Raw genomic sequence first — 25,043 nt, forward strand, 5'->3', positions numbered from 1 at the left:
TGTGCGAAACCTTATTTTTTCACGACTTTATGCGTATAATAGCCGATTATTTTTTCGCTCAATTGAGCAGGGACAACTTTGTGTTGTTCCTTATATGTTTTGACTATTGAGGAGTCCTAAGTGGCCCAATATATTTACACGATGAACCGTGTGTCGAAGATGGTTCCGCCTAAGCGCGAAATCCTGAAAGACATCTCTTTATCATTTTTCCCAGGCGCAAAAATTGGTGTGCTTGGTCTAAACGGTGCAGGTAAATCTACCTTGCTTCGTATTATGGCGGGCGTAGATAAAGATTTCTCAGGTGAAGCACGTGCTCAACCGGGTATCAAAATTGGTTACCTTGAACAAGAGCCGCCATTGGATGAAAGCAAAGACGTTCGTGGTAACGTTGAAGACGGTTTACGTGAGCCGTTAGATGCTTTGGCGCGTCTTGATGAAGTGTTTGCAGAATATGCAGCAGAAGATGCTGACTTTGACGCACTTGCAAAAGAACAAGAGAAGTTAGAAGCCATTATTCATTCATGGGATGCACATAATATTGTGAACCAAATGGATCAGGCTGCTGCAGCGTTGAACCTTCCAGCTTGGGATGCAGATGTATCTAAGCTGTCTGGTGGTGAGCGCCGTCGTGTTGCACTTTGCCGTTTGTTATTGTCTAAACCAGACATGTTACTTCTAGATGAACCAACGAACCATTTGGATGCTTCATCAGTATCATGGTTGGAACGTTTCTTGAAAGACTTCCCAGGTACGATCGTTGCGATTACCCATGACCGTTACTTCTTGGATAATGTGGCAGAGTGGATTCTTGAGCTTGACCGCGGCATGGGTATTCCATACCAAGGCAACTACTCTTCTTGGTTAGAGCAGAAAAATGCCCGTTTAGAGCAAGAGCAGAAGCAAGAAGAATCTTTTGCTAAAGCATTGAAAAAAGAACTTGAATGGGTTCGTTCAAATGCCAAAGGTCAGCAAAAGAAAAACAAAGCGCGTATGGAGCGTTTTGAAGAGCTTAACTCACGCGAATTCCAACAGCGTAATGAAACGTCTGAAATCTATATTCCACCTGGTCCACGTCTAGGTAATAAAGTTGTAGAAGTTGAAGGTATTAGTAAATCCTTTGGTGACCGTACACTTTATAAAGATTTATCGTTCGTTGTACCACCTGCTGCAATTGTAGGTATCGTGGGCGAAAACGGTGCGGGTAAAACCACATTATTCCGTATGATGACAGGCGAACAACAACCAGATACAGGTACAATTACACTGGGTGAGTCTGTTAAAGTGGCTTATGTTGGTCAGATTCGTGACACCTTAGATGACAACAAAACTGTTTGGGAAGAAGTTTCTGGCGGTTTAGATATCTTGAAAATTGGTGAATACGAAATCGCATCTCGTGCGTATATCGGTCGCTTTAACTTCAAAGGTCAAGATCAGCAAAAACGTGTAGGTCAATTGTCAGGTGGTGAACGAAACCGTTTACAACTTGCGAAAATCCTGCAAATGGGTGCAAACGTCATCTTACTCGATGAACCGTCAAACGACTTGGATATTGAAACTTTACGTGCGCTTGAAGATGCCATTTTAGTATTCCCGGGTACTGTAATGGTGATCTCGCATGACCGTTGGTTCCTCGACCGTATTGCTACGCACATCTTGTCATTTGAAGGTGAAACCCCTGAATTCTTTACAGGTAACTACCATGAATTTGAAGAATACCGTCGTAAACGTGATGGTGATGACCTTGTTGCAAAGCGTCAAAAATACCGCAAAATTGGCAACTAAGTTCCAGTTTTAAAATAAAAAAACCAGCCTGCGGGCTGGTTTTTTATTGCTTAGGGTGTGATGACTATACGACAATGTCTTCATAGGCATGATGTAAGACGTAGTCTGCATGTTCATGGCCTTGTGCAGCAGCTTTACTGAGCCAAAGTTCTGCAAGTTCATAATTACGGTCCAAGCCGAGTTCTCCACGTAAATAACCAAGACCTAAGCGATATTGGGCATCTTTATGACCTTTTAATGCGGCACTTAAAAAATTCCACATAGCATTGCGATAGTCAGTAGGGGATTGGTCTGCTGAATCCATAGTATGGTGACTGAGAAAGTCTTGATGGTGTTGAGCCGCAAGAATTTCGAAATAAGTGCCTTGGGCATAATTACCCTCGGCTTCTGGAACCGAAAGATGCATTCCTTGCAACTTTGGATTCATCTGTTGTGACAACAGTGCATAGATTTTTTTCAGAGCTTGTATCATCATTGTTAAACTCCTTGTTTCTAAATATAACCACTTGATTAATAAAAATATTAATTTCAGTCATTCGTGCGCTGCGATGAATGATTTAATTGTTTTAAACAGATCACACTTAAGATGAAAATTAGCATGCTTGTCATGATATGTGAATAGTTCTTGAAAAATATCTATAAGTGATTTCAGTCATCTAGATTGCGAAAAATTAATTTGAATAAATTGAAAGTAGATGCTGAAAAAAGCAGTTTTAAAGTTTGAGAGTAAAATGCCATGCTGTTGGTTGAATAATGTAATTTTATTACGTTTACTGCACCTGTTAAGCTCAAGATTGAAGAATATATAATTTATAAAGGTCAGAAAATAATGAGTGAGCATCATGGGCATGACCACAGCCATGCCGTTGTGACGGAAGGGAATGTCAAAAAATTAAGTTTTGCCTTAGCACTGACCACGACGTTTTTGATTATTGAAGTCATTGCTGGATTTGTGACACAAAGTTTGGCGCTATTGTCAGATGCGGCACATATGTTCACTGATGCCGCAGCCCTTGCTATAGCATTAGTCGCGATTAAAATTGGCAAGCTTCCTGCTGACAACAAACGCACCTTTGGCTATCAGCGTTTTGAGATTTTAGCTGCCTTGTTTAATGCCTTGATGTTATTTGTAGTTGCAATATATATCTTGTATGAGGCCTATCAGCGCTTTTCGACACCACCTGAAATTCAAAGTATGGGCATGATGATGGTCGCCGTTATTGGTTTGATCATTAACTTAATCTCGATGCGTATTTTATTTTCCAGTTCACAAGAAAGCTTGAATGTGAAGGGGGCGTATCTAGAGGTGTTGAGTGATGCCCTAGGTTCGGTTGGTGTAATTATTGGTGCAGCGATTATTTATTTTACGGGCTGGATGTGGGTCGATACGCTTATAGCGGTGCTCATTGGCTTTTGGGTTTTACCAAGGACTTGGATTTTACTCAAACAAAGTATCAATATTTTATTAGAAGGCGTGCCTGAAGAAATTGACATAGAAAAGTTACGCAATGATTTATTGGCACTCAATGGGGTAGAGAGTATTCACCAGTTAAAGGTCTGGGCAATAACATCAAAGAATGTGCATTTGACAGTTCATCTCTTTGCACCTGAAGCCGATCGTAATGCCTTGTATTTTGAGGCGATTGAAATGTTGCAACATGAACATGGAATCACGGAGATGACATTACAAATCGAAGAAGATGAATGTGTGGTACACCAACATACCCAAAAGTCTGATCATGCACATGGGCATCATCAAGATGATCACGCGCATTCTCATGATGAATCACATCAGCACTAATGCTGATGTAATTTAAATGGCCGGCTTAGATTTCCCATTCATGATTACATTCGCGGCATTTCCATTTTTTCTGTGATTGCATAAAACCTTGCATTGAAATTTTGAAATCTGGCAGGTCGCGATAGAACATGAAGCCAGCAATCAAGCAAGCAATAAATACAACAACAGTCGCAGTTTGTAATGTAGTGCCTGCACCGTCACCAAAAATCCACATTGCGATGCTGATAATCACCAACAGTAAAAGAATAAATACCGCAGGGATGAGGATAATCAGGCTTTTAGGCACGACAGGACGAGCAACAGGCTGGCCTGCTTGCGCAAGAGGCATAATTTTAGGGCTTTGACATTTAGGGCAACGGTATTGCATTGCAACTCCATAATTTTAATCTATGGTTTATTTTAATCAGAATGACGCAGAAAGCAAAAATACCGTAAATTTAAATCAGATAAAATTTAGGCAATAAAAAACCCAAGTCATAATGCTTGGGTTTTTTATAAGATGATTTGCATCACCTTGAATATGGCGTCCCTACGGGGATTCGAACCCCGGTTACCGCCGTGAAAGGGCGATGTCCTAGGCCTCTAGACGATAGGGACAATTTGAGGCAACTTAGAGTTGGTTGACACCATCTCTCGGTATGGGCGCTATATTAGGGGGATAACGCCCATCCGTCAACTAAAAAATCAATTAAGCTTCATCAACTGCATCATTTTTCGGCAGTTTTAAGGTTTCATTGAGTTTTTCCCATGCTTTTGTTTCTTTTTTACTCGGGCTGCCCACAATTTCAAGTGCATGACGTAAGCGAGCAAAGGTTAAATCAGGACCAATTGTTACCATCGATTGCATAACAGGTGTCGAAGATGTCGAACCAGCAATTGCAATAAAGAAGGTTGGCATGAAGTCACGAAGTTTAATGTCCATTTGGTTCGCCAAATCCATAAGCGTTTGGCTGACGGTGTCATTGTTCCAAGTGAACATGCTTTCTAGACGCCAAATGGCAAATTGAAGGCTTTGACGCACTTGTTCTTCAGTCAATTTTTTGCTTTCAAACTGTTCTTTGCTGAGTGTTGGGAATTGGTTGAAATAAAAACCTGCCCAATTCACTGCTTCAGATAACAAATTAATACGCGGTTGAATCGCAGCAGCAATTTCTTCCAAGGTATTACGATCTGATTTCCAAGCCAGTAGGGTATCGAGCAATTGACCCGGTGTTAAACCTTTAATCCATTGACCATTTAACCAGTTCAACTTTTCAACATCAAAGATTGGACCGCCTAGTGATACACGTTGAATGTCAAAGTGTTCAATCATTTCAGCCAAAGTGAATTTTTCACTTTCATCCGGCATTGACCAGCCCATACGGCCTAAGTAGTTCAATAATGCTTCAGGTAAAACGCCGATGTCTTTATAGTAGTTAATTGAGGTTGGGTTTTTACGCTTAGACAGTTTTGATTTATCTGGGTTACGTAACAGCGGCATGTGGCAAAGTACAGGCATGTCCCAACCAAAATATTTGTACAATAATTGGTGTTTAGGCGCAGATGGAATCCATTCTTCACCACGAATCACGTGAGTGATTTCCATTAAATGGTCATCAACCACGTTTGCTAAGTGATACGTCGGTAAACCATCGGTTTTTAATAGAATTTGCATGTCAACTTGCGCCCAAGGAATTTCGACTTCACCACGTAGTAAGTCGTTAAATTTACAAATCCCTTCTTCAGGCACTTTCATTCGAATAACATGCGGTTCACCAGCAGCCAAACGCTGTGCCACTTCTTCTGCAGTGTGTTTTAAGCCACGACCGTCATAACGCGGTGATTCACCACGCGCTTGTTGTTCCGCACGCATTTGATCGAGTTCTTCTGCTGTTGCGAAGCAGTAGAATGCATGGCCTTTTTCAACCAGTTCCAAAGCATATTGTTTATAAATGTCCATACGTTCAGATTGACGGTATGGCGCATGAGGGCCACCCACATCTGGACCTTCTGACCAGTTCAAACCTAACCAACGCAATGAATCTAAAATCATTTTCTCAGATTCTGGGGTAGAGCGCAGTTGGTCTGTATCTTCAATACGAAGAATAAATTCACCGCCATGTTGCTTCGCAAAACATAAGTTAAACAATGCAATATAAGCAGTCCCAACATGCGGGAAACCAGTAGGAGAAGGTGCGATACGAGTACGAACAGTCATAATCAGCTTTTAATCAGAATGTAAATTGGGATCTATTATAACGAAAAAGCCTGATCACTTAATGCTTAATTCAACATTGAATGATCAGGCGTTTTTTAGTATTTTTTAGACGACAGTAGGGGAACTCGTCTAAAACAATAGCTTGGACAGCATCAGTATGCTGATGTCGTTATGAGTTGCTACCAGAAAAAATGGCTTGAACAAAACGAGAAAAACTTTGGTTTTGTGATGCAAAGAAACTTTGAGTCGGTGCAGCTTTAATAGACGTAAGTACTTTTAAATTATCGTCTGTACGGCCTTTACCTTCAGATTTTTGCTGATTAATCGCTTTTTCGATCAATGAGGTACGTTCAGCAGGCATCGTAAGTTTGTTATTCGATGCGGTGCTGGTTGCAGCACACAAAGCAGTCTGTGCAGTAACGCTTAAACTTAAGCCTAGGCATAGCGCGTATGAAAATTTCATGTCCAAATCTCCCCCTAGTTTTGGTGATGGAACTTTTTATTTGCAAAATAGTTTTAATATTTAGACTACGATTTAACCATCTTTCGTAATTAAAAAGTAGAACTACGTCACAATTTTTACAAAAAAACTAAAAAAGTCTGTACTGGGATTACCTAAATAGACTGTTTTCTCCAGATTTTCGGATGTTTTAGCAAACAACTATGAAGATAGCATGGAGATCGCTTCTGATTGTTGCTGCATTAGCAGAATTAAAGCTTTAAATACGTTATTTTTAGATATCTTTAAAACAGAAATAGATTTGAATTTATATTATAGATAGCTGATTGTTAAAGTTATTTTTGATTTATATAGTGCTCTCAAGATCAATTTGAGTTTGAGCAGATGAAAAAAATAATAGCATCGGGCATTTTCGCATTGTTGGGTGGGGTGGCGGTACAGGTGTATGCCGCAAAAGATTTCTTAAATGTCTCATATGATCCAACACGTGAGTTTTATCAGGAATATAACCAAGAATTTGGACAATATTGGAAAAAACGTACAGGACAAGAGATTAATTTTAAACAATCACATGGTGGTTCTGGCAAACAAGCTCGTGCAGTGGCAACGGGTTTACAAGCGGATGTAGTCACTTTGGCATTGGCAAATGATATTGATGAAATTGTGGCGACCGGACAAATCAATAAAAATTGGCAAAAACAATTTCCACATAATTCTGCTCCGTATACCTCAACCATCGTATTTTTGGTGCGTAAGGGCAACCCGAAAAAAATTAAAGATTGGAATGACCTGACCAAACCGGGCGTTGAAATTATTACGCCAAATCCAAAAACAGGTGGGGCACCGCGTTGGATCTATTTATCAGCTTGGGGATATGCTTTAAAACAACCGGGTGGCAATGATGCCAAAGCCAAAGAATTGGTGAAAAAACTCTATAGCAATGTCAAAGTTTTGGATTCAGGCGCACGTGGTTCACTCACGACCTTTGCTGAGCGCGGCATTGGAGATGTCTTGCTGTCTTGGGAAAATGAGGCATTGTTGGCGACTCAGGGCTTAGGCAAAGATAAATATGACATTGTTTATCCGTCTATTTCGATTTTAGCTGAACCTTCGGTGGCTGTAGTAGATAAAACCGTCGACAAAAATGGTAATCGAAATTTGGCGAAGGGTTATTTGAACTATCTATATTCACCTAAGGGCCAAGAGCTGGCAGGTAAATATTTCTTCCGCCCTCGCGATGCAAAAGCCACTGCAAAGTACGCTGCCCAATTCCCGAAAGTTCAAACCTTTACCATTGATAAAGTGTTTGGCGGTTGGGTAAAAGCGCAAAAGACACATTTTGTGAATGGTGCGATTTTCGATCAAATCTATAGTGAAAAGAATAAAGAGTAAAACGACCCACTATAATGTGCGCTGCAAAAAACGGATAATCTAGATTATCCGTTTTTTGCATATGTAATGCATAAAAATCTATATATAGAGAATAAGTAGATTGTTTTTGTGTATTTTAATATGAAAAACAAACAATTAAATTCGTAGCGTTAGCTGTATTCAGCAAAGGGTCTAAACACGCTGCAATTGCGATTTATGACTTTATTTCATATATTTAGCAGTATTGAATATAACTTTATGCTGGCTGTTATGAAAACTCAATTTAAGGCGTGGCTCAGTGCTGCGTTGCTTGCCACTGGTGTTGCTTTCTCTGCGTCTGCTCAGGCCGCTGATCGTGAATTTTTAAACGTTTCTTATGATGCAACGCGTGAATTTTATGACGAATTTAATAAGTCATTTGGTGCATATTGGAAAGAGCGTACGGGTAAAACGGTCGCATTTAAACAATCACACGGTGGCTCAGGTAAACAAGCCCGTTCCGTGGTTGATGGTTTAAAAGGTGATGTCGTGACTTTGGCTTTGGCCAATGATATCGAGGAAATTGTAAAGTCTGGTCAGATTCAGCCGGGTTGGCAAAAAGAGTTTCCACATAACTCAGCGCCATATACGTCAACGATTGTCTTCATGGTGCGTAAGGGCAACCCGAAACATATTAAAGATTGGTCTGATTTAACCAAACCGGGCGTACAAATTATTACCCCGAACCCGAAAACAGGCGGTCTCCCACGTTGGGTTTACTTGTCAGCTTGGGGTTATGCTTTGAAACAGCCGGGTGGTAATGAAGCGAAAGCCAAAGATTTCGTGGGTAAAATGTACCATAACGTAAAAGTGATGGACTCTGCGGCACGTGCATCGATGACTACTTTTGCAGAACGTGGTATTGGTGATGTGTTATTGACTTGGGAAAACGAAGCTTTAGTTACTCAAAAAACTTTGGGTAAAAATAAATTTGATATCGTTTATCCATCGATGTCGATTTTGACTGAGCCTTCAGTGGCGATCGTGGACAAAACTGTCGAAAAAAATGGCAATAAATGGTTAGCTCAAGGCTATATCAATTATCTTTATTCTCCATTAGGTCAAGAGATGGCAGCTCGTCATTTTTACCGTCCACGTAATGCAGCAGTTTTAGCAAAATATAAATCACAGTTCCCGCCATTAAAAACCTTTACCATTGATGAAGTCTTTGGTGGCTGGGCAAAAGCACAACAAACACATTTTGTGAATGGTGCGATCTTCGATCAGATCTACAATAATAAGCGTTAATACATCGAAATCTATGATTTGAGATGTTCAAAGACCTCCTTCGGGAGGTTTTTTAATGGATGGCAAAAAAATAAAAACGGTTTTCTCTATGGAAAGTAATATTTCTGTACAAAAAGACGTTTGGAGCTTTGCTAAAACAAGGTAATAATGTGCAGTTACATTTTTAGCTGTGTTGAACGAACCCTTATGTCGCATATTTCTGTATTACTTCATGAAACTGTTGATGCTTTACTGGCAGATCGCAATACAGGAATTTTCGTAGATGGCACATTTGGGCGTGGCGGTCATACGCGTTTATTACTGTCTAAATTAGATGAAAATGCACGTGTTTATGCCTTTGATAAAGACCCGCAAGCATTGGCTGTTGCCGCAGAATTAGAACAAGAAGATGCGCGTTTTAAAATTATTCACGCCAGTTTTGCAGACTTAAAAGAAGAACTGCGTAGTCGAGGTATCGATTTGGTCGACGGTATTATGGCAGATTTAGGGGTGTCATCTCCGCAGCTAGACCAAGCAGAGCGTGGCTTTAGCTTTATGAAAGATGGCCCACTCGATATGCGTATGGACAATTCACAAGGTCCAACAGCCGCAGAGTGGTTGGTTGATATTGAAGAAGAAGATTTAGCCAATATTATTTTTAAATATGGTGAAGAGCGTTATAGCCGCCGTATTGCCAAAGCGATTAAAGCGGCAGGGTATATTGAAACTACAGCTCAATTGGCCGAAATTGTGAAAGTTGCCCACCCGAAATGGGAAAAAAATAAACATGCAGCGACACGAACTTTCCAAGCAATTCGTATTGCTATTAACAAAGAACTCGACGATATTGATATCTTCTTACCTCAAGCGGTGGAGATGCTGAAACCTGAAGGCACTCTGGCAGTGATCAGTTTCCATTCTTTAGAGGATCGTTTAATTAAACAATTTATTCAAAAAGAATCTACACTTGCAGAAGACACAGGCTGGGGTTTACCACAAAAACGCGAAGATACCCGCCGCTTAAAAAAAGTGTCACGAATTAAAGCAAGTGAAGAAGAAGTTAAAGCCAATCCACGATCTCGTAGTGCTTGGCTTCGTGTGGCAGAGCGTTTAGCTTAAAAGGCAAAGAATGAAAACCGAAGCAATCGAAAAAAACTCTGATCAATCGCAGTCTAAGAAAATCATTACATACAGCATTTTATTGCTCTTGGTTTTTGTGAGTGCGATTATGGTGGTGTTTCAAGTCTTTGAATATCGCCAAGATTATCGTCAATTGAGTACCTATATGCGTGAAAGGGATGACCTCAATGCAGAATGGGGACGTTTGCTGATCGAACAACAAACTTTTGGTGCAACAGCCCAAATTGGGACACGTGCAGTTACCCAATTACGGATGTATTCGCCTCCTATTGCACAAACCGTTGTTATTTCATTGCCACAAACTCCAGAACAGAAAAAATAGGCTGCCGGTCACATGGTTGAAAAGAGAAACAAACAAACTCCGCGTAAAAAACAGCAGTCTGTTACTGGTCGTACAGCAATTTCGGTGGAGATGTGGCGCTATCACTTGATGTGGGCGGTGGTTTTACTGTGCTTTATTGCATTGGTCGGGCGGGCTTTTTATGTACAAATCATCAATAAAGACTTTTTACAAAATAAAGCCAATGCCAAAATTTTAAGAACTGAAACCTTAAAAGCCATGCGCGGTGTAATCTATGACCGTCACGGCGTTCCTTTAGCCATTAGTACTCCGATCATGAAAATCGTGATCGATCCACGTGATTATTTTGACAATAAAAAACTCTTTGAAGAAATTACGGCCGAATTGGCTAAAGATCCAAACAATCGTAAGTTAAAACGTCAATTACCAGATAAAAATCTGAATTTAGATGAACTCGCTGATGCTGTAGGGATGGATCGTGCTGAATTGAGACGCAAAATGAATGAGCGTCCACGTTCACGTTATTTAGTTTTAAAGAAAGAAGTGCCACCACAACAAGCTGAATTGATCATGAAACGTGACTTTCAGGGGGTATATACCGAGAAAAACTATAAGCGCTACTATCCACAGCCTCAGCCAAACTCACAAATTATTGGTTTAACCAATAGTGAGGGTATGGGCATCGAAGGTTTAGAGATGCAATTGAATGAACGTCTTGCAGGCGTAGATGGTGCGCAGCAAATTGTCCGAGATAAAAAAGGCAACCGCGTTAAAGACCCTGAGATCGTGAAAGAAGTTGAGTCGGGTGAAAATATAACGCTGAGTATTGATTCACGTTTGCAATACATTATGTATCGTGAGTTGACTGCAGCCGGGGTAGCCAATAACGCACGTTCTGCCACAGCGATTGCTGTCGATGTCAAAACGGGTGAAATTTTAGCGATGACCTCTTGGCCGTCGTACAACCCGAATGATAAAAAAGGTGTCTTAAATAAAGATGCCATGCGTAACCGTGGTGCAATTGACTCATTTGAGCCGGGTTCAACTATGAAGCCAATGACCGTGGCAATGGCATTGGAAAGCGGTAAATACACGGCAAATACCGTTGTAAATACCGCACCCGGTTCTATGCGTGTAGGGAATCATACTATCCGAGATACGCATAACTATGGCCCTCTGACTTTGGGCGGCATTATTCAAAAATCGTCTAACGTCGGTGTGGCAAAAATCGCTTTATCTCTCCCTTATGAAACATTACCAACGTTCTATCAACGTCTTGGCTTTGGTCAACGTTCAGCGGTGAAATTCCCCGGTGAAAGTGCTGGTCTGATTTTGCCGAAGAGCAAATGGAATGTGTCAGAAGTAGCGACCATGGCTTATGGTTATGGTTTGAACGCTACAGTGCTCCAACTGGCTGATGCTTATGCCATGATTGCCAACAAAGGCGTCAAAATGCCACTGAGCTTGTACAAGCTTGAGGAAAAGCCGAAAGGTGAGCAGATGGTTGACCCTAAAATTGCTGATCAAGTGCTTTTAATGATGGAAGCGGTGACCTTGCCGGGTGGTACGGCACGTCAAGCCAATATTCCGGGTTATCGCGTGGCGGGTAAAACTGGTACAGCACATAAATTACGTGCAGACCGTAAAGGCTATTCGACTTCAGAATATCGTGCACTCTTTGCTGGTGTCGCACCAGTGAGTGATCCACGTTTGGCCATGATTGTTGTAGTGGAAAACCCGACAGGTCAGTATTACGGTGGTCTGGTGGCTGCACCCGTTTTCGCTCGTGTAATGCAAGAATCTTTACGTTTAATGAACGTACCATTAGATAAACCTTTAGACACTCCTAAGATCCAGTAATAGGTGATGAATGAAAATTACGTTTCAAGATCTATACACCGTTGAACAGCCCGCTGAATGGATGTCGCAATCCTTTCAGGGCTTCAATCTGGATAGTCGCAAAGTTACAGCAGGGCAAATATTTATTGCCCTGACTTCGTTTTCGCAACCTGAAAAAACAGCACAATTTGCACGTGCAGCGTTAGAGAATGGCGCGTTGGCTGTCATTTCAGAAACTGATTTGGGCTTGGATCAAAGTGTCGTGATCGCGGATGTGCGTCAATTGATGGGGCAGTGGCAAAAGCAATATTTACAGGCGACTCAACCAGCTCAAGCTGCACGGATTTTGGCTGTGACGGGTACCAATGGTAAAACCACGATCTCACGCTTAATCGCTGAATTACTCATGCTGCAAGGCAAAAAATGTGCAGTGATGGGAACCACTGGAAACGGGATTTTACCGAATTTAGAAGCCTCATCTCACACTACTTTAGATGCGTTACATATGCAAAATGCATTGCATGCCTATGCGCTTGAGGGTGCAGAGTTTGCTGCCATAGAGGCAAGTTCGCACGGATTAGAACAAGGTCGATTAAATGGCTGTGCAATTGAAATTGCCGCTTATAGCAATTTAAGTCGTGACCATTTGGATTATCATAAAACCCTTGAAGCCTATGCTGAAGCGAAATCACGTTTGTTTCAGTTTCCATCGCTCAAAGTTGCAGTCATCAATCTCGATGATGAACATGCAGAAGTGATGTTGAATGCTGCACGCCAAAACCCGGCTCAGCCTAAAATTTTGACTTATTCAACGCGTCAGGCTGCGGATTATCAAGTGACGGATATTCAATACAGCTTAACGGGCGCAAAATTTAAATTGCGTACTGCTCAAGCTGAATTTGTGGTGCAAAGTCCATTATTGGGACACTTCAATATTGAAAATATTGTGGCGAGCTTAATTTCAGCGGAGCAAGCGGGTTTTGACTTATCTGCCTTGATCGCAACTGCGCCCAAGTTAAAAGGTGCGCCGGGTCGTATGCAAGTGATCCGTGATGATGAGCGCCTGTTTGTGGTGGATTATGCACATACACCAGATGCTTTAGTTCAAGTGTTACAGACTTTAAAACGTCATGTATCGCAACAGTTATGGGCGGTGTTTGGCTGTGGTGGTGATCGTGACCGTGGTAAGCGTCCATTGATGACACAAGCGGCATTAAACCATGCAGATGTTGCGTTGATTACCTCGGATAATCCACGTACTGAAAACCCAGAACAAATTTTTGCAGATATGAAGGCTGGTATTGATTTTACTGGAAAAACTGTCCATGAAATCCATGACCGCCGTGAAGCGATTAAATTCGCAGTCAACCATGCGCAAGCGGGTGATATTGTGGTGATTGCTGGTAAAGGCCATGAAAACTATCAAGAAATTGATGGTGTTCGACATTGGTTTGATGATGTGGTGGAAGTGAAATCAGCAATTGATTCACAGCATCACAACACTGACTCGGCTTATCCAGCGCAATAGGAAACAGATATGCATACTTCAACGACCAGTACGGTTCCGTTAGAACCATGGACTGCCGAACAGTTGGTTCAAGTGACACAAGGTCACTGGCATAACAATCAAGCGCCGACAGGTTCTGTAAAACGAATTTTGACCGACTCACGTCATGCAGAGCAAGGTGACGCTTTTCTTGCCCTGAAAGGTGAGCGCTTTGACGCGCATGACTTCCTTGCTCAAGTGGCTGAAAAGGGTTGTGAAATTGCCATCGTTAGTCATCCTGTCGATGTGGATATTTATCAGTTGGTGGTTGCAGATACACGTTTGGCGCTTGGACATTTGGGTGCATTTCGTCGTGCCCAAAACCCAGCTTTAAAAGTAATTGCCTTGACAGGAAGCAGTGGTAAAACTACGACCAAAGAGATGCTCGGGAGTATCCTTTCTCGTCTTGCACCAACATTAATTACGCGCGGTAATTTAAATAATGACCTTGGCGTACCGATGATGTTACTTGAGTTGCGTCCAGAACATCAGTATGCCGTGATGGAGCTTGGTGCCAGTCATAAAGGTGAAATTGATTACACCTCAAATTTGGTACAGCCTCAGGTTGCCGGAATTTTAAATATTGGCACCGCTCATATGGGTGAGTTTGGTGGACGTGATGGCATCTGTCGTGCCAAGTCTGAAATTTATGCACATATAGCGAAAACAGGAACTTCGATTGTGCCTGCGGCAGATGATTTTACAGATGCCATTCGTCAAGCTGTGCAAACTGAGCAAGTAATGAGTTTTGGTCAGGGCGGGGATGTCTTTGCGACTGAGACGGAGCTTCAGGCTCAATCTTCACGTTTTATCTTAAATACGCCACAAGGTGCACGTCCTGTTCAACTGCCATTTGCTGGTGAACATAATGTGCAAAATGCCACTGCAGCCGCAGCTTTCGCATTATCGATTGGTGTGAGTTTAGATGATATCGTTGTGGGGCTTGAACATGCGACAGGTGCCAAAGGCCGTCTAAACTTTATTCAGCATAAAGATTATTTGTTTATTGATGATACTTACAATGCAAATCCAACCTCAATGCGTGCTGCTGCTGATGTACTTGCGCAGCAAGATGGCATCAAAGTCATGGTCATTGGGGATATTGGTGAGTTAGGTTCATCTGCTGCACAGCAGCACTACATGTTGGGACGTGATCTTGTCTCACACTCTGGTCTTCAATTTGTCGTTGCTGTCGGTGAGTTTTCACCTGCTGTGCAAGAAGGCGCGCGCAGTACACAATATGGTAAAAAATTACAGGCCTTTCTTACTCAAGAACAGGCCTTACCGTTATTAATTAGTCTAGTCAAAACACATCAGCCTCAGTCCATGAGTTTCCTGTTTAAAGGTTCTCGTTATACCCACATGGAAACTTTGATGGCTGAATTGATGGAGAAACTTTAATGCTGTTATGGTTATTTGAGCAGCTTGCGGGTTATCACAGCTCGTTTCAGGTTGTTCGTTATTTAACGCTTCGTTCGCTACTCAGTGTCTTAACGGCATTGGCCATTGGTCTGTTACTTGGACCTGTGATGATCCGAAAATTGCAAGCTCTCAAATATGGTCAGGCAGTCAGTTCATTTGCACCTGAAAATCATGCCAAAAAAATGGGCACACCGACCATGGGTGGTGTGTTGATATTACTGTCTATTGGGATTTCAACCTTACTTTGGGCCGATCTTTCAAACCCTTATGTATGGATTGTACTAGGCGTGATGGTGATCTTTGGTGCTGTTGGCTGGGCAGATGACTGGATTAAAATCCGTTATAAAGACAACGCAGGTCTACCTGCGAAGAAGAAATTCTTTTGGACTTCGGTGGCATCGTTAGGCGCTGGTATTGCACTCTATGTGATTGCGACACAGCAAGCAAACCCAGTACATACCTCAAATATGTTGGATCTGTTGATTCCATTCTTTAAAGAAATTAGCATTCCGCTGTCCATTATTCCACTCGGTATTGGCTTTATTGTCTTTACTTATTTGGTGATTAACGGCGCATCCAATGCTGTGAACTTAACCGATGGTTTGGATGGTTTGGCAATTATGCCAATCGTTCTGGTTGCCGCAGGTTTAGGTGTATTTGCTTATCTGGCTGGTGATGTCCGTTTTGCTGATTATTTGCATATTCCTTATGTGAAATATGCATCTGAACTTGTCGTGATCTGTGCGGCGATGATCGGTGCTGGCTTGGCATTCTTATGGTTTAATGCACATCCTGCTCAAGTCTTTATGGGTGATGTCGGTGCCTTATCTCTAGGTGCGATGCTCGGTACGATCGCAGTCATGGTTCGTCAAGAAATCGTTTTTGCCATTATGGGCGGTGTTTTCGTGGTTGAAGCTATTTCTGTCTTCTTGCAAATTGGCTCGCTGCGTATGCGGAACAAGCGTGTATTCTTAATGGCACCGCTGCACCATCACTATGAGAAAAAGGGATGGCGTGAAACTCAGGTGGTGATTCGTTTCTGGATTATCACAATTATGCTGGTAGTTTTGGGTCTAATGACTTTAAAATTACGCTAAGCAAATAAATAAACAAAACCGGCATTTGCTCCCACAGATGCCGGTTTTTTTATTTCAAAATCTAGTGGAGTAAATGATGAACCTGTTGATGTGTCCTGTATGCCGTGAAGCATTGAAACTCACAGAGCGGACATGGCGCTGTGAAAATAATCATAGCTATGATGTTGCAAAACAAGGCTATGTCAATTTACATGTGGTTCAACATAAACACAGTAAAAACCCGGGTGATACGCCTGAATCTGTACAGGCGCGTCGAGCATTTTTAAGTGCAGGTCACTATGCACCTTTGCAACAGACAGTAGTGGCTTTGATTCAAAAGTTACGTGTTGAAAACTTGTTGGATATTGGCTGTGGTGAAGGCTATTACACCAATGCGATGCAAGCTGAAGTATTACAGTGTGTGGGTGTCGATATCGCTAAAAATGCAGTACAAGTGGCCGCTAAACTGAATAAAGAGGTGACTTGGGTGGTTGGGACAGGGGCAACCTTACCTGTATTAGATCATTCGATTGACTTGTGTACGAGTTTATTTAGTCCTATTCCAAAAGAAGAAATCCTTCGCGTATTAAAGCCTGAGGGGCACTTGATGGTGGTTACACCTGCACCAGAGCATCTTTATGCTATGCGTGAAGCTTTGTTTGAAGAAGTAAAACCACATGAACCGCATAAATTTGTGGAACAACTGGCGAATGATTTTGAATTGGAAAGTGAGCAAGTGGTTCAAGCGAAAATGTCACTTTCTCAGCAGGATCTCAAAAACTTAATTGCAATGACGCCTTATGCATATAAAGTGAAAGCTGAGCGTCGAGAAGCTCTAGAAAAAAATGAACAATTTGAGTTGCAAGCGCAGTATCAAATTTATCTCTTTAAAAAGAAATAATGCATTGGAAGTGATAAAAAAGCCCTCGTTTGAGGGCTTTTTTTATGCAGTATTTACTGAACTTGATCGATGAGATGATCAAGTGCGTCCGTTTTATGCTCTGCACCTTGTGGTTTAGGCTGCATTGGCGGAGGCGCAGTTCGAGTCGGTGCAAGATTGGTTTCAGTAGACCCAGGAAGGTCGTCAAAATCATTTTGCGAAGCCTGAGGCTTCGGTGCAACAGGAGCAGGACGATACAGCGGTTGAGCCATTGGTGGCGTTGCTGCACGATCTTGTTCAGGTTGACCTTGAGTCGCTTTAGCCGAATTACGGTTGATTGGATTCTTGGCATGGGTGTCTAAACGCACCCAAGCTTCAGGTGTGCCTTTAAGTGATTTCGCCATAAAATCTGACCAAATTGGCAGAGCTGCAACACCACCATATTCACGGCGACCTAAAGTAGAGGGTTGGTCAAAACCGACCCAAGCCACAGTGACCAATTTTCCATTAAATCCAGCAAACCACGCGTCTTTTGCATCATTGGTTGTACCGGTTTTACCGCCTAAATCACCGCGACCAATTTTTAAAGCCGCACGACCTGTACCGTGTTGAATCACGTCACGCAAGATGTTCGCCATATCAAAGGCTGAACTTGACTTCAAAATCCGCTGAGCTTGTTTATAGTTTGCTGCTTCAGTATCGGAAATTTTTGATTCAGCGGGCTTGTTATCCTGATTGGTGACTTCAATCACTTCATCATCCGGCGTGGTTGGATCTGCAGATTCAACTTCGTCTTTTTGATTAATACATTGAATACATGCATATTCAGGATTGGCTTGATAAATCACTTTGCCATAAGCATCTTCAATACGGCTAATAAAATGGGGTTGAATACGATATCCACCGTTGGCAAATGTCGCATAACCTGTCGCCATTTGAATCGGTAATACCTGTGGGGTACCTAAAGCAATGGTGTAGTTACGTGGAATTTGGTTTTCTTGTAAGCCAAAATCCATAAATAATTGGCGAGTACGTTCAATCCCAACGACTTGTAATAAGCGAACTGAAACTGTGTTACGTGATAAATAGAGGGCGCGGCGTAGAGGAATCATCCCCAAATAGCGACCGTCAGAGTTTTTAGGCGTCCATTTGCCAATGGTAATTGGATTGTCATTGACCATGGAGTACGGTGTCATACCGCGTTCAAGTGCTAAAGCATAAACAAAGGGTTTAATGGTTGAACCCGGCTGACGCCAGCCTTGTAGAGCACGGTTAAATTTAGATTGATAAAAATTATAACCACCGACAATGGCTTCAATGCCACCATTATTGGGGTTAAGTGCGATCAATTGACCTTGCGCTTTTGGAATTTGCACCAAAGCCCATGAGCTTTTATCAGCATTCGGACGTAGGCGAATTATATCTTTTACTTTTACAATTTGTGAGGCTTTGCTTGGCGCATTGCCTACACTATTGGCATTGCGATAGGGGCGTGCCCAAGACAGACCTGACCATGGAACTGTCACACTACTGCCGTCTTGCATCAACACTTCGATACTGGTGTTGTTAACTTTAGTGACTTCGGCAGGGTATGTGTTGGCATATGGAATAAAGTTTTTTAATGGCTCATCATGTGCTTCTGCACCACGCCAACCATGTCGTCTATCGTAAGCTTCAAGACCATCTTGCACAGCTTGCTCAGCATAGGCTTGGCGTTGGCTGTTGATGGTGGTATAGACTTTATAGCCAGAATCTGTCGCTTGTTCGCCAAACTTTTCTACGAGCTCAGAGCGAACCATTTCCCCGACATAGGGGAATTTGTTGCTAACTCCGCGGTCAGGCATATCGAGATTAATTGGTTCAGCAATTGCTTCTTGATATTCCGATTGATTGATATAACCCAATTGCAACATACGTCCTAAAATCCAATTACGACGCTCTAAAGCACGTTTTGGATTGGCTACAGGATTATATTTTGATGGTGCTTTGGGTAGGCCTGAAATCATTGCCATTTGAGCCAAGCTCAAATCTTGCAAGCTCTTGTTATAATAAATTTTTGCAGCTGCTGCGATCCCGTATGCATTTTTGCCCAAAAAGATTTTGTTAACATACAGCGTTAAAATTTCTTCCTTACTTAGATTTTGTTCAATTTTTCGAGCAAGGAAAACTTCGGTTAGTTTACGTTTTAAAGTACGCTCTGGAGTCAGATAATAGTTTTTTGCAACCTGCATGGTAATGGTTGAACCACCCGTTTGCACATCTGAGCCTGTAATACTTTCACTGACGGCACGCCCCAATCCTTTGAAACTAATTCCGCTGTGTTCAAAGAACGAAGAATCTTCCGCAGCTAAAAAGCCATGAATGAAATGAGACGGGATTTGGTCGTACTCTACAGGAACCGAAAGTTTGCCACCATATTCTGCAATCAGCTCATTATCAGCACTATAAACTTGCAATGGTTTTAATAATGGAGCCTTTTTTAAGATGGACATTTCAGGCAAAGACGGGGCAATATAGAGATACATGCCATAGAAACCCATTGGAATTGCGACCAAAATAATAATAATGGCCAAAAAAAATGGATGAACAAGGCCTGAACAAGATAGCTTTTTCATAACAAGTAAGTTTTAATAAGAGCTAATGGCAAACTAATTGGTGGTCAGTATATCCTTTCGATATACGGATTGTTAGATGAGTTATTGTATCTGTATAAAATTATAGACCAATGCTAATTAGTGGGTTAATTTTTTTGGGGATAAAAAAATAATAGGAATTATATTGTGCTCAGGTTATATCGTAAGCCAAATAAGGGGTTAATAGGAGTAGATATTAGTTCGACTTCTGTTAAGGTTTTGGAACTTTCTGTAAAGAGTGGGCGGTATTGGGTAGAAAGCTATGCTTTGGTGCCATTACCAGAAGGAAGTGTTGTTGAAAAGAACATATTGAATCCGGAAGCTGTCGGTGACTGTTTAGAGCGCGCAATTAATTTGGCCAATACGCAGACCACTAATGCAGCTTTGGCGGTTCCAACGTCGATGGTGATTACAAAAATCATCGAAATGGACGCAGATATGAACGATGATGAACGTGAAATTCAGATTCGTGATGATGCTGAGCAATATATTCCGTTCCCACTTGATGAAGCGAGCCTTGATTTTGAGGTCTTGCCAGATCGTCTGTCCAACCCAAATCGTGTCAATGTTTTGCTTGTCGCTACGCGTATTGAAAATGTCGAAGCGCGTGCGGAAGTCATTCAGCTTGCTGGTCTTACACCAAAAATTGGCGATGTAGAAAGCTTTGCAATTGAAAATGCGTTTAAAGTTTTCTCAGATACTTTGCCAATGGGTGTGAATACCGTGGGTATTTTAGATATTGGTCATAGTATGACGACCTTATCTGTCATGCAGAATAACAAAGTGATTTATACCCGTGAGCAAGTGTTTGGTGGCAAACAATTGACACAGGAAATTCAAAATCGCTATGCATTGTCTTTCGAAGAAGCTGGTCGTGCGAAAAAAACACGTGCCTTGCCAGATGATTATGATATCGAAGTCTTAGAACCCTTCTTAGAAGCTGTCGTTCAACAAGCAGCACGTTCTTTACAGTTCTTTTTCTCATCTTCACAGTTCAACGAAATTGACCATATTTTATTGGCAGGGGGGAATGCCAATATTCCGGGTCTTGCAAAATTACTTCAACAAAAATTGGGTTACCGCGTCACGATTGCCAATCCATTCTTACAAATGGGTTTTTCACCTCAAATTGATATTAAAAAAATTGAAAATGATGCCTCATCACTCATGGTGGCATGCGGTCTAGCATTGAGGAGTTTTGATTAATGGCAAAAATTAACTTGCTCCCTTGGCGTGATGAGCTAAGAGAGAAACGAAAAAAAGAATTTATTGCACTTTGTATTGGGGCTTTCTTAATTGGGGTAATTGGGGTTGGTTTAACATGGTTGTACTTTGATCACAAATTAAAAGATCAAGAACAAGCGAACCAATTGATTATCAGTCATAACCAAAACTTAGATGTTCAATTAAAGTCTTTGGATGGTTTACAAGAACAGCGTAATGCCATTATTGAACGAATGAAGTTGATTCAAGGCTTACAAGGTCAACGTCCAATCGCTGTACATCTTGTAGATGAATTGGTTCGTGTGACACCTGCCAATATGTACATCACAAAATTTGAACGTAATGGCGACAAATTTATGATCGAAGGGCGTGCGGAAAGTCCAAACACTGTTGCAGATTTACTGCGTAATTTGGAAGCATCACCTTGGTATCGTAATGCCTTCATGAGCTCATTCCTTGTGGCGGAAGAGAAAAAAGACAAAGCGCCGACGTCAGTGGTTCCTCGCGTAGAAGAATCTTATGGTGCATTTACTGTGACTGCTGATTTGGAGCAAATTGCGCAGCCGACCATTAATGATCCAGCAGCAAATGCAGGACAGTCAGCTTCATCGGCGCAAACATCTGACGCACAAACTGCAGCAACACCAACTCCGGAGGCTGCAAAATGAGTCGTGATGAATTTGAACAATTGAATCAAGATGCTGTGGTCATTCCGAAAAAGAAAATGACTTTTGATAAGTTTGTACAGCAGTTCAATACGCTAGATCCGAATAACTATGGTAGTTGGCCAATTTCAGTCAAAATTACATGTTGGATTTTTATCATTATCCTTGTGGCAATTTTGGGCTATTTCTTGGCGATTAAAGACAAGATTGAAGCTATTTCAAGTGCTAATGCACAAGAACAAAATTTGTTAAATGAGTTTCGTGAAAAAGATTCAAAACTACGTAATTTGCAACAATATCAATTGCAGTTACAAGATATGGAAGCACGTTTTAATCAACAGTTAGAACAATTGCCGAAAGAAACTGAAATTCCAGGTTTGGTTGAAGATATCAACTTAACAGGCGTGAATTCTGGATTGAAATTTAAAATTATTCGTCTTGAGCCTGAAGTTAAGCAAGAGTTCTTTACGGAACAGCCAATTCATATTGAGGCAACAGGTGATTACCACGCCTTTGGTTCATTTGTAAGTGGTATTGCGGGGCTTTCACGGATTGTGACTTTGCATAATTTAACGATTACAGCAACTGAAAATAAAGAAAAGAACTCAGATATTCCAAAAATTGACTATGTGATTTCTGCAAAAACATATCGTTATGAAGGGAATACTGAAAGTGCTGCGAAAGCTGCAGATTCAGCAAGCACACAGGAGGCTCCAAAATGAAAATGAATAAATTGGCACTTTCTGTGATGGTTGGATTTGTATTGGCTGGTTGTGAATCACGTATTGATGTGGTCAATCAAGAGATGGCAAATATACGCAATCAAGCTCCACTAGCGATTGAACCTGCGCCAGATTTTGTACCTGTCGAAACTTTTAATTATGCGGCGCATTCTTTAAAAAGTCCGTTCTTGCCAAGTTCTTTGGCAGCAGAACTTAAAATCATGGCAGGTAAGCGTGTTTATCCAAACTTGAGCCGTCAGCCTCAGCCTTTGGAGAGTTATGCACTCGAAACCCTGAATATGAAGGGTAGTATGCGTAACCAATCTGGGCAAATATTAGCCTTGATTCAGACACCTGATGGTGAAGTTGAGCGTATTCAACGTGGAAGTTATATGGGGCTCAATCATGGTCGAGTGGTAAATATTACCCCGACTCAAATTGATTTGATTGAGATTATTCCGGATGGGCGAGAAGGATATGTAGAGCGTCCTAGAAGTCTCATATTAATTGGACCAGCACCTTAAGCTTAAAGGAATAAAAATGAAGAATAGTGTACAAGATTTTATTTTTGGGGATGGCAATACAATGAATCATGTGTTTCGTCAGTTTTCGATGGGGGCTGTTGCAATGGCGATGATGCAAGTTGCCAATGCTCAGGTGAGTGTAACCAATGTGGTACCAATGCAAATTCCAGGTCAAGGGACTGAAATTCGCGTGATGTTTAATGGCTTGCCGCCGCAACCACAAGCTTATCAACTCGATCAACCATCACGACTAGTTTTAGACTTTGATAAAGCACAGCAAAATTTAAAACAAAGTTCAATTCCTGTTGCAACGGCTGAAGCGAGCACTGTGGATGTGAGTTCGGATGCACAACGTGCGCGCTTAACTGTGAATTTAGCCAATGCTGGCGCTTTTACCACGCGTGTTGAAGGTAATACCTTTATTTTAAAAATCAACTCTGCACAAGCTGCAAATTATGTACAGCCTGTAGCACAACGTCAGCAACAGGGCATCTCAAATATTGGTTTCCACCGTGGTTCTAATGGTGAAGGTCAAGTTGTTGTTGATTTACTGGGTGGAAATACCCCCGTTGATGTTCAACAGCAAGGCAGTAAAGTGGTGATCCGTACTTTAGGCAATAAAGTACCTGCACATTTGACTCGCCGTTTAAATGTCAATGATTTTGCAACACCTGTTGCAACGGTAGATGCACATAATGATGGCGGTAATGGTGTGATTACCATTCAGTCGACGGGCAGCTATGAATATATGGCGTACCAAACAGATAATAAATTAACGGTAAGTTTGAAACGTCCGGAAGATAAGAATCCATTACGTCCTAAAGCTGCCAATCATTATATCGGTAAGAAGATTTCATTAGACTTCCAAGATATTGAAGTACGTCGTGTGCTGCAACTTTTGGCTGATTTCACTGAAATCAATATGGTTGCTGCTGATACGGTTCAAGGAAATATTACACTTCGCTTAAAAGATGTGCCTTGGGATCAAGCGCTAGATATCGTATTGAAAACCAAGAATTTGGACAAACGTCGTAATGGTAATGTGATTTGGATTGCGCCTGTATCTGAGTTGATTAAAGCGGAAGAAGAAGAAGCAAAAGCCTTACGTCAAAGTATGAAGTTGGCACCATTACAGACTGAATATTTAACGTTAAGCTATGCAAAAGCTGCTGAGCTAGAGAAGCTGATTACGCAGTCTAAAACTGCGGGTAATAGCGGTTCGTCAAATAATAGTAATAATGCTGATGATGATCGGGGTAATTTGTTAAGTCCACGCGGAACAATTTCTGCAGATACGCGTACAAATACACTGATTATTAATGATACCGCGCAAAACATTGATCAGATTCGTAAGATGGTGGATTTGCTTGATGTATCAGTCAAGCAGGTCATGGTTGAAGCACGTATTGTAAAAGCATCTACTGACTTTACCAAAGAAATGGGTGTGAAATGGGGTCTCTTGTCCCAAGGGATTAACCAAAATGACCATTTATTGGTGGGTGGTAGTGATACTACGCTTTGGGACCTAAAAACACCGGATGATGATGGGAAATATACTATTCAACGTCCAAGTAACTTAAACGTGGACTTAGGGGTGACTACTGCAGGTGCCAGTCGAATTGCGTTCGGCTTAATTAGTCTTTCTGATTTTATGTTGGATTTAGAGCTTTCTGCTTTACAAGCAGATGGTTATGGTGAAGTCATTTCTACACCAAAAGTACTGACAGCGGATAAACAACCCGCCAAAGTTGCATCAGGTCAAGAAATTCCGTATCAAACCATAACGGGTACAGGTTCAAATGCGACTTCTTCTACCGAGTTTAAAGAAGCTTTATTAAGTTTGGATGTCACGCCTAGCATTACTCCAGATGGTAAAGTGCAAATGAAGCTGAATATCAAGAGTGACTCACCAGCAGGTTATGCACAAAATGGTGAAATCATCCTGAATAAAAATGAAATTAATACCGATGTCTTAGTCAACAATGGTGAAACTGTTGTGCTCGGCGGTATTTTTAATCAGGAAACACAAAGTAAGCAAACTAAAGTACCGTTCTTAGGTGATATTCCTTATGTAGGTCGCTTATTCCGTAAAGATATGAAAAGCGATGCAAAAAATGAGTTACTGATTTTTGTTACTCCGCGAATTGTTAATGACAGTGTTACCAGAAATCATTAATATATTTTCAATTTAACA

General features: G+C 41.5%; 21 protein-coding genes and 1 tRNA gene. 16 read left to right on the forward strand and 6 right to left on the reverse strand.

Translation table 11 applies throughout. The annotated features are described in order from the left end of the window. Positions 1 to 120: 120 nt before the first annotated feature. Positions 121 to 1,782, forward strand: a complete 1,662-nt coding sequence (gene ettA / locus MST18_RS01455) for an energy-dependent translational throttle protein EttA (protein ID WP_078192544.1) — start codon at positions 121 to 123, stop codon at positions 1,780 to 1,782. Between the two features lie 64 nt (positions 1,783 to 1,846). Here ettA and MST18_RS01460 read toward each other — a convergent pair whose 3' ends face one another. Next, positions 1,847 to 2,257: an SEL1-like repeat protein gene (locus MST18_RS01460; protein WP_180133239.1), complete on the reverse strand. Its 411-nt coding sequence runs from the start codon at positions 2,255 to 2,257 to the stop codon at positions 1,847 to 1,849. 354 nt (positions 2,258 to 2,611) lie between these two features. Here MST18_RS01460 and MST18_RS01465 point away from each other — a divergent pair, with 354 nt between their 5' ends. Beyond that, positions 2,612 to 3,583 (forward strand): zinc transporter, encoded by a 972-nt coding sequence (locus tag MST18_RS01465; protein ID WP_180133238.1) that lies wholly within the window; start codon positions 2,612 to 2,614, stop codon positions 3,581 to 3,583. 25 nt (positions 3,584 to 3,608) lie between these two features. On the opposite strand, the gene MST18_RS01470 is transcribed toward MST18_RS01465, so the two are convergent. The 4 genes from MST18_RS01470 to MST18_RS01485 all read right to left on the reverse strand — a co-directional run bounded on the left by MST18_RS01470 (position 3,609) and on the right by MST18_RS01485 (position 6,243). Then, on the reverse strand, positions 3,609 to 3,950 hold the full coding sequence (locus MST18_RS01470; RefSeq protein WP_078189395.1) for a hypothetical protein: 342 nt from the start codon (positions 3,948 to 3,950) through the stop codon (positions 3,609 to 3,611). A gap of 154 nt (positions 3,951 to 4,104) precedes the next feature. After that, a tRNA-Glu gene (locus tag MST18_RS01475) sits at positions 4,105 to 4,180 on the reverse strand. A gap of 91 nt (positions 4,181 to 4,271) precedes the next feature. Then, on the reverse strand, positions 4,272 to 5,780 hold the full coding sequence (gene gltX / locus MST18_RS01480; protein WP_111884132.1) for a glutamate--tRNA ligase: 1,509 nt from the start codon (positions 5,778 to 5,780) through the stop codon (positions 4,272 to 4,274). A gap of 169 nt (positions 5,781 to 5,949) precedes the next feature. Then, positions 5,950 to 6,243: a hypothetical protein gene (locus tag MST18_RS01485; RefSeq protein WP_111884133.1), complete on the reverse strand. Its 294-nt coding sequence runs from the start codon at positions 6,241 to 6,243 to the stop codon at positions 5,950 to 5,952. Positions 6,244 to 6,624: 381 nt separating this feature from the next. Here MST18_RS01485 and MST18_RS01490 point away from each other — a divergent pair, with 381 nt between their 5' ends. The 9 genes from MST18_RS01490 (at position 6,625) to MST18_RS01530 (ending at position 17,102) form a co-directional block, all read left to right on the forward strand. Further along, a complete protein-coding gene (locus tag MST18_RS01490; RefSeq protein ID WP_180133237.1) occupies positions 6,625 to 7,632 on the forward strand; it encodes a sulfate ABC transporter substrate-binding protein in 1,008 nt (335 codons plus the stop codon). Positions 7,633 to 7,881: 249 nt separating this feature from the next. Then, a complete protein-coding gene (locus MST18_RS01495) occupies positions 7,882 to 8,898 on the forward strand; it encodes a sulfate ABC transporter substrate-binding protein (protein ID WP_180004799.1) in 1,017 nt (338 codons plus the stop codon). Positions 8,899 to 9,084: 186 nt separating this feature from the next. Then, complete coding sequence (gene rsmH / locus MST18_RS01500; protein WP_180011304.1) at positions 9,085 to 9,996, forward strand: 16S rRNA (cytosine(1402)-N(4))-methyltransferase RsmH; 912 nt, start codon at positions 9,085 to 9,087, stop codon at positions 9,994 to 9,996. A 10-nt stretch (positions 9,997 to 10,006) separates the two neighbouring features. Further along, on the forward strand, positions 10,007 to 10,339 hold the full coding sequence (gene ftsL, locus MST18_RS01505) for a cell division protein FtsL (protein WP_180106813.1): 333 nt from the start codon (positions 10,007 to 10,009) through the stop codon (positions 10,337 to 10,339). Positions 10,340 to 10,351: 12 nt separating this feature from the next. Beyond that, positions 10,352 to 12,178, forward strand: coding sequence for a penicillin-binding protein PBP3 (gene ftsI / locus MST18_RS01510; RefSeq protein ID WP_180133236.1), 1,827 nt, complete (start codon positions 10,352 to 10,354; stop codon positions 12,176 to 12,178). Between the two features lie 10 nt (positions 12,179 to 12,188). Continuing rightward, entirely contained in the window at positions 12,189 to 13,685 is a 1,497-nt protein-coding gene (locus MST18_RS01515) for a UDP-N-acetylmuramoyl-L-alanyl-D-glutamate--2,6-diaminopimelate ligase (protein ID WP_180133235.1), read from the forward strand. 9 nt (positions 13,686 to 13,694) lie between these two features. Beyond that, on the forward strand, positions 13,695 to 15,104 hold the full coding sequence (gene murF / locus MST18_RS01520) for a UDP-N-acetylmuramoyl-tripeptide--D-alanyl-D-alanine ligase (protein ID WP_180133234.1): 1,410 nt from the start codon (positions 13,695 to 13,697) through the stop codon (positions 15,102 to 15,104). Continuing rightward, positions 15,104 to 16,222, forward strand: coding sequence for a phospho-N-acetylmuramoyl-pentapeptide-transferase (mraY, locus tag MST18_RS01525; protein ID WP_078189386.1), 1,119 nt, complete (start codon positions 15,104 to 15,106; stop codon positions 16,220 to 16,222). The genes murF and mraY overlap by 1 nt, the downstream gene beginning before the upstream one ends. Positions 16,223 to 16,298: 76 nt before the next feature. Then, on the forward strand, positions 16,299 to 17,102 hold the full coding sequence (locus tag MST18_RS01530) for a putative RNA methyltransferase (RefSeq protein WP_180133233.1): 804 nt from the start codon (positions 16,299 to 16,301) through the stop codon (positions 17,100 to 17,102). A 53-nt stretch (positions 17,103 to 17,155) separates the two neighbouring features. Here the strand turns inward: MST18_RS01530 and ponA are convergent, their stop codons facing one another. Next, entirely contained in the window at positions 17,156 to 19,696 is a 2,541-nt protein-coding gene (ponA, locus tag MST18_RS01535; protein ID WP_180133231.1) for a penicillin-binding protein PBP1a, read from the reverse strand. 165 nt (positions 19,697 to 19,861) lie between these two features. On the opposite strand from ponA, the gene MST18_RS01540 reads away from it, so the two are divergent. From MST18_RS01540 to pilQ, 5 genes are all read left to right on the forward strand, one after another. Then, positions 19,862 to 20,920, forward strand: coding sequence for a pilus assembly protein PilM (locus MST18_RS01540; RefSeq protein WP_078192532.1), 1,059 nt, complete (start codon positions 19,862 to 19,864; stop codon positions 20,918 to 20,920). Further along, positions 20,920 to 21,606, forward strand: a complete 687-nt coding sequence (locus MST18_RS01545) for a PilN domain-containing protein (RefSeq protein ID WP_078189382.1) — start codon at positions 20,920 to 20,922, stop codon at positions 21,604 to 21,606. The genes MST18_RS01540 and MST18_RS01545 overlap by 1 nt, the downstream gene beginning before the upstream one ends. Beyond that, positions 21,603 to 22,325 carry a type 4a pilus biogenesis protein PilO gene (locus MST18_RS01550; RefSeq protein ID WP_180133229.1) on the forward strand — a complete coding sequence of 241 codons (723 nt, stop codon included), beginning with the start codon at positions 21,603 to 21,605 and terminating at the stop codon, positions 22,323 to 22,325. Before MST18_RS01545 ends, MST18_RS01550 begins: the two co-directional genes overlap by 4 nt. Beyond that, a complete protein-coding gene (locus MST18_RS01555; RefSeq protein ID WP_078192530.1) occupies positions 22,322 to 22,849 on the forward strand; it encodes a pilus assembly protein PilP in 528 nt (175 codons plus the stop codon). The genes MST18_RS01550 and MST18_RS01555 overlap by 4 nt, the downstream gene beginning before the upstream one ends. A gap of 61 nt (positions 22,850 to 22,910) precedes the next feature. Continuing rightward, the gene (pilQ, locus tag MST18_RS01560; RefSeq protein WP_180133283.1) at positions 22,911 to 25,025 is read left to right on the forward strand and encodes a type IV pilus secretin PilQ; all 2,115 of its coding nucleotides are present in this window, start codon (positions 22,911 to 22,913) and stop codon (positions 25,023 to 25,025) included. Positions 25,026 to 25,043 lie beyond the last annotated feature (18 nt).

The sequence above is a fragment of the Acinetobacter sp. YH12068_T genome, from assembly GCF_024606005.1.
Taxonomy (GTDB): Bacteria; Pseudomonadota; Gammaproteobacteria; order Pseudomonadales; family Moraxellaceae; genus Acinetobacter; species Acinetobacter amyesii.

What these genes read in the sequence shown, in the direction of transcription:
- MST18_RS01460 (WP_180133239.1), bottom strand. Translation starts at nt 2,257, where the DNA reads ATGATGATACAAGCTCTGAAAAAAATCTATGCACTGTTGTCACAACAG.
- MST18_RS01465 (WP_180133238.1), top strand. Translation starts at nt 2,612, where the DNA reads ATGAGTGAGCATCATGGGCATGACCACAGCCATGCCGTTGTGACGGAA.
- MST18_RS01470 (WP_078189395.1), bottom strand. Translation starts at nt 3,950, where the DNA reads ATGCAATACCGTTGCCCTAAATGTCAAAGCCCTAAAATTATGCCTCTT.
- gltX (WP_111884132.1), bottom strand. Translation starts at nt 5,780, where the DNA reads ATGACTGTTCGTACTCGTATCGCACCTTCTCCTACTGGTTTCCCGCAT.
- MST18_RS01485 (WP_111884133.1), bottom strand. Translation starts at nt 6,243, where the DNA reads ATGAAATTTTCATACGCGCTATGCCTAGGCTTAAGTTTAAGCGTTACT.
- MST18_RS01490 (WP_180133237.1), top strand. Translation starts at nt 6,625, where the DNA reads ATGAAAAAAATAATAGCATCGGGCATTTTCGCATTGTTGGGTGGGGTG.
- MST18_RS01495 (WP_180004799.1), top strand. Translation starts at nt 7,882, where the DNA reads ATGAAAACTCAATTTAAGGCGTGGCTCAGTGCTGCGTTGCTTGCCACT.
- rsmH (WP_180011304.1), top strand. Translation starts at nt 9,085, where the DNA reads ATGTCGCATATTTCTGTATTACTTCATGAAACTGTTGATGCTTTACTG.
- ftsL (WP_180106813.1), top strand. Translation starts at nt 10,007, where the DNA reads ATGAAAACCGAAGCAATCGAAAAAAACTCTGATCAATCGCAGTCTAAG.
- ftsI (WP_180133236.1), top strand. Translation starts at nt 10,352, where the DNA reads ATGGTTGAAAAGAGAAACAAACAAACTCCGCGTAAAAAACAGCAGTCT.
- MST18_RS01515 (WP_180133235.1), top strand. Translation starts at nt 12,189, where the DNA reads ATGAAAATTACGTTTCAAGATCTATACACCGTTGAACAGCCCGCTGAA.
- murF (WP_180133234.1), top strand. Translation starts at nt 13,695, where the DNA reads ATGCATACTTCAACGACCAGTACGGTTCCGTTAGAACCATGGACTGCC.
- mraY (WP_078189386.1), top strand. Translation starts at nt 15,104, where the DNA reads ATGCTGTTATGGTTATTTGAGCAGCTTGCGGGTTATCACAGCTCGTTT.
- MST18_RS01530 (WP_180133233.1), top strand. Translation starts at nt 16,299, where the DNA reads ATGAACCTGTTGATGTGTCCTGTATGCCGTGAAGCATTGAAACTCACA.
- ponA (WP_180133231.1), bottom strand. Translation starts at nt 19,696, where the DNA reads ATGAAAAAGCTATCTTGTTCAGGCCTTGTTCATCCATTTTTTTTGGCC.
- MST18_RS01545 (WP_078189382.1), top strand. Translation starts at nt 20,920, where the DNA reads ATGGCAAAAATTAACTTGCTCCCTTGGCGTGATGAGCTAAGAGAGAAA.
- MST18_RS01550 (WP_180133229.1), top strand. Translation starts at nt 21,603, where the DNA reads ATGAGTCGTGATGAATTTGAACAATTGAATCAAGATGCTGTGGTCATT.
- MST18_RS01555 (WP_078192530.1), top strand. Translation starts at nt 22,322, where the DNA reads ATGAAAATGAATAAATTGGCACTTTCTGTGATGGTTGGATTTGTATTG.
- pilQ (WP_180133283.1), top strand. Translation starts at nt 22,911, where the DNA reads ATGAATCATGTGTTTCGTCAGTTTTCGATGGGGGCTGTTGCAATGGCG.